This is a genomic window from Coriobacteriia bacterium, assembly GCA_030652115.1.
GTDB lineage: Bacteria > Actinomycetota > Coriobacteriia > Anaerosomatales > Anaerosomataceae > UBA6100.
Genome location: JAUSBK010000012.1, coordinates 1 through 4,701, shown reverse-complemented (window position 1 = coordinate 4,701; position 4,701 = coordinate 1). Strand labels below are relative to the sequence as shown.

Sequence of the window (4,701 nt, the reverse complement as noted above, 5' to 3'; positions counted from 1 at the left end):
TGGAGAGAACCTCGATCCCACGCGCCCGCAGACCGCATCCACGCTCGTGGTGGTCGCCACCGCCGACGGCTTCGACGAGCTTCGTCGGCAGGTGGACGTGATCGTGACGCAGGAGGGGCTCTTCATCGATCGCACGAACGTCGACCCGTCGACCGGTGCCTTCGCACTCGCCGCCGACGGCAGCGCGCGGACCACCGCGATCGACTTGCGCGTGTTCGTGCGCGACCCCGGCTCTGGCGAAATCGCTCCCGACATCGGCCTCGCCGAGCAGGCAACGCTCGAGATCGGTGGCCAGGAGGGCACAAGCGGACATGCGGGGCTCAAGGCTGGCGGGCTCACCGTTGAGCCCGCGGGCGTCCGTGCGCTCAACATCCCGAGCGCGACTTTCAACGCCTCGCTCGAGCGGAAGCTCCCCACTGCAGGGGAACCCGTGCCGGCGGCACTCCTCGCGAGCGTCCCCGGCTACGATGCCGACCGCTTCTCGGCGCTCGTTCCGCTGCGTCTGCTCGGCGTGAACATGGAACCATACTCGGATGTATGGGAGCTCGAGCGCGACAACTGCCTCGACATCATCCGCTACTACGTCCCCTTCGAGCACCAGGAGCGCCTCTACGCGCTCGTGGCCGAGCGCTCGCTCACGATGGGTGCCGAGGGCCTCTTCTACATGCGCAAGCAGATCTGGACCTTCGCGCACGACCAGCTCATGAAGGAGAAGCACGAGCACCTTGACGACGCCTGGTGGATCCAGCAGATCGAGGACACGCTCGACTGGGTCTCGTGGTGCGGCGACATCGCGTTTGGCGTGGCGAGCGGCACCTACCTCGGCGTTGTCGGCTCGATGGCCATCGGCATGCTCAAGCCGCTGCTCGTCTCCGCGATGGAGGTCTGGCTCGCAGGCGGCGGCCTGGATGACTGGCTCATGGCGCAGACCTCGACGATCACCGGTGTGCTGGAAGGCGCCGTCACCGACCCCGACTTCCTCGCCAAGCTCTCCGGCAAGAACAAGGCGATCGGCTACGCGCTGTTCATCGCCTACTTCTTCGCCAAGGAGCTCTACAACGACCCGAACCTCTCGGTCACCAACGCCATGAAGAACGTCGGCCGACAGCTGCGTGACGAGGGCCTCATCGCATTCCTCAAGTGGGCCGCCAGCAAGCGCGGCATCACGCTCGCCTCGGTGCGTGGGAAGGGTGCGGGCGCTGACGCGGGCACGCCGAAGGCCGCAACGCCCGATGCGCCGCGCGCCAAGGGAGCGGCGACACCTGACGCCCCCCGGCCGAGAACGCCTGCGGCCACGCCCGACGCACCGCGCACGAGGGTTCCCGCAGCGGGAGACGCGCCTCCCCCACGGACCCCGGCAGCCACTCCCGATGCTCCGGTGCCCGACGCTCCGCGCGCCCGGACCACCGGCGACGCTCCGGATGCGGACACGGCACCCCGGGACCGCACGCCCGATGCCGAAACGCGCACCAGGGACGCCGACGCCTCACCGCGAGACGCTGACGCCACCGAGCCGACGAAGAAGCCCGCCGAGGCCGATCTGGAACAGAAGCCCGAGCAGAAGCCCGAACAGAAGCCCGCCGAGCCGGTCGTCGAGAAGGCGCCTGATGTCGATCCGCGCACGAGCCATCCGGACCCCGAGGTGCGCGCAAAGGGCATCTCGGAGGATATCGCCTCGAAGACGCGCGACGGCAAGCCGCTTGATGTACCCACCGTGGAGCGGATCATGCGCGACCCTGACGCCATGCGGAAGCTGCGGGCCTCCGACCCGGAAGCGTGGCGGAAGTTCAACGAGACCCGGCAGAAGGTCTACAAGTCGCACGATGCGGAGCTGAAGGACTGGGCCAGGAAGAACCTGCCCGAAGCGGAGGGCCGCGAGATCGCCGTGCACACCGTGGGCCATGTGGACGGCGTCGACCGCGACTACCGCCTCGGCTATTTCAAGAAGGACCCGAGCGGGCGCAACCGGTTCATCGAGATCCCCCGGGAGAAGTGGTCTGCCGAGTCGCAGCGGATCTTCTCGGAGAAGACCGGCGGGCCGTCGGATGCGAAGGGCGCCGAGCGCTGGACAACGGAGCGCCAGCAGTTGCAGACGGACTACACGTTCGAAGAGGCCTCGATCGACATGGCCGACCAGGGGACCGTCTACGATCCCAAGACGGGCACGTGGGAGGAGACCCGGTTCACACCCAACGACCACATGGTGAAGGACGGTCACTCGACGCTCATCGACCCCGAGGGCTACGGCAAGACGTACCGCACCAAGGTGATGAACTCCTACAAGCAGGGCAACATGCTCGACGCCTACACTCAAGCAAGTAAGGCCGTGAACTCGCTTGACGGAGTGCGGAAGGGCTACACCAAACAGAACTACGGGGTCGACGACCTGTCTCCCGAATTCAAGGAAAGCATGTACGTCGTCATCGCGGCGCAGGAGGGCAAGATCAGCGTCCCGGACGCGAATGGACACCTTGCGAGGCTCGGCTACAGCAACGGTCTGCCGAGCTTCATGGACGATGTCGCCAGGCAGATCGGGAACCTCGGATCGGCGAAGAAGGTCATGTAGGCGGGGCCGGACGGGCCGGCCTGCTCACCACGCCAGCTCGGCCTCCATTCGAACTCCTCGGCGGACAGTCGGCCATTCTAGCCGAGTGGCAGTAGCGGCGGCAGTACGGCCTATGGCGGCAGGAAGGTCGGGGCGGATATAGTCGTCTCAAGAACGCCGCGTGCGAAGGAGACGACGTGACTCAGGGACCTGTGGCCTACTGCACGAGCTGTGGAACACCGCTCACCAGTGACGACAGGTTCTGCACGAAGTGTGGTGCTGCACGAGAGCCGATGCCCGCTGCGGCGCAGGCTCCCACATTCGCACAACAGGCCGGTCACGCCGCGCAGACCGCCCGGCAGACGTACGGCACCGTCGCGCAGGTGGCTGGCGTCGCGGGCATGGCCGCTTCCCTCCCCTGGCAGACGATCGTTGTCGGCGAAACACCCGACCTCCGCGCGATGCTCTCCCGGGCAGCGGTGCCCGGCGCGCGGGTGCTGGCGCAGCGCTCGCTCAAGAAGCCCGGTCTTGCGATGGCCGTCACGGTGGGCCTCGACCTGCTCGTGGCGGGCCTCTCGGGCGGTGGCAGCGCACTCGCGGGCGCCCTCCCGCGCGTACTCGCGGGCGGCACGACCGCGCTGCTCTCGCTCATCACCGGAACCAAGGGCGGGGCACTGCGCAGCATCACCGGCGTCGTCTCACTCGTGACCGCACTCGTGCAGGTGATCTCGCTCGGCGTCACGATCATCGGCGGTCTGCGCAGCGGGATGCCGTTTCTCTCGACGCTCTCGATGGTCGTCGCCATGGCCTCGGCACTCGTCATGGCGATCAAGACGGCCTCGGTGGCATTGAGGAGGCGGTCTTAGATGCGCGCACTCATCCGCCGCCGGGATCGCGTCCGTCATGCCGCAGCGTGGATGGCGCTCGCGTCGATCGTAGCGCTGCTTCTGCTTCCCGCGCTGGCCTTCGCTGCCGATAACCTCGTCACGAGCAAGAGCCTCCCTGACGACTGGAGCGTCATCTTCGACGATCCCGATCTCTTCCACGTCGCCGGTTTCTACTCGCGGATGGAAACGGTGGACACCGAGTACGGGCCCATGATGCAAGCACTGTGGCAAGGCGAGGCGCGCGTGAGCGTGACTCTGAGTACCGGGAACACCATGTTTCCGGAGGACGAATACAGCTCCTGGGAGGACTTCCAGTCCCGCTCGACTGAGGGCGCCAGCGCCGATCTCGCTTACGTGTGGGACGGGGCTCGGCGCACGACCATCGGCGGATACGAGGCGTACCTGAACGTCGGGACGTACAGCGGGGCGTCGCTCGGCGATCCGACAGAGCCTCGCTACGACCGCGCATGGGTCGCGTGGGTTCCCCTGGCCGAAGGCGGCGTCCGCATCGTAGGCGATGGCTGGGCCGAGGGGATGGAGGCGGGCGCAGGCTTCGATGAGGTCGCAGGCGACGTTGACGGCCTGCTCGGCTCGCTGCAGTTCCGGGACCTCGGAGCCGCCGGGGCGACATCGGGGCTACCCGGCGCGGAGACCGGCGAGACCTCCCCGTGGCGAACGGTCGGAGCCGGCATCGGCGCTGTCGCGGCCGCGGCAATCGCTCTCGCTGGCGCCATGGCGAGCTCCCGCGCCAAGACCGGCGCCGAGGAGCCCCATCCCGACCAGCCGGTCGGCTACATCTTGCAGCTCTCGACCCGCTCGCTCCAGGTAAGCGCCGAGCACTCGGCATCCTTCACCGTCCAGGTGTTCAAGGTCCTGCCGAGCGGCTCGTACCAACCCGCGAACGACGCCGCCATCGTGCTGCATATCCCGTCCGGCGTGAGCGTACAGCCGCAGACTGCGTATGGCACCCTCCAGACCGTCGTGTGGCAGACGGGCGCGATTGCCGCAGGCTCAACCATCACCGTCGAGGGGCAGTCCGCACTCGGCATGACTACCGCGTCTGTGGGCGTGGCGGCCGCGGGCGAGAGCCGTATCGTCACGCGAATCGAACCCGCGGGCACGCTCGCACTCAGCACGCAAGGCGGCCAGTCGATCACGCTCATCGCGGCTGTGGAACTCCTCGGCGCGGATGCAACCGACCCCGCGCTCGACCCGCTCGCAGTGCGCGCAACCATCGAGTTCGCCGAGGACTCCGAGTGGCTCGACATC

General features: G+C 67.7%; 3 protein-coding genes. All 3 read left to right on the top strand.

Translation table 11 applies throughout. The features are described from left to right. Window positions 1-2,566 (top strand): hypothetical protein (locus tag Q7W51_10410; GenBank protein ID MDO8848784.1); only part of this gene is annotated, 2,566 nt, incomplete at its 5' end. 176 nt (window positions 2,567-2,742) lie between these two features. Further along, a complete protein-coding gene (locus tag Q7W51_10405; protein MDO8848783.1) occupies window positions 2,743-3,411 on the top strand; it encodes a zinc ribbon domain-containing protein in 669 nt (222 codons plus the stop codon). Continuing rightward, window positions 3,412-4,701 (top strand): hypothetical protein (locus tag Q7W51_10400; GenBank protein MDO8848782.1); only part of this gene is annotated, 1,290 nt, incomplete at its 3' end.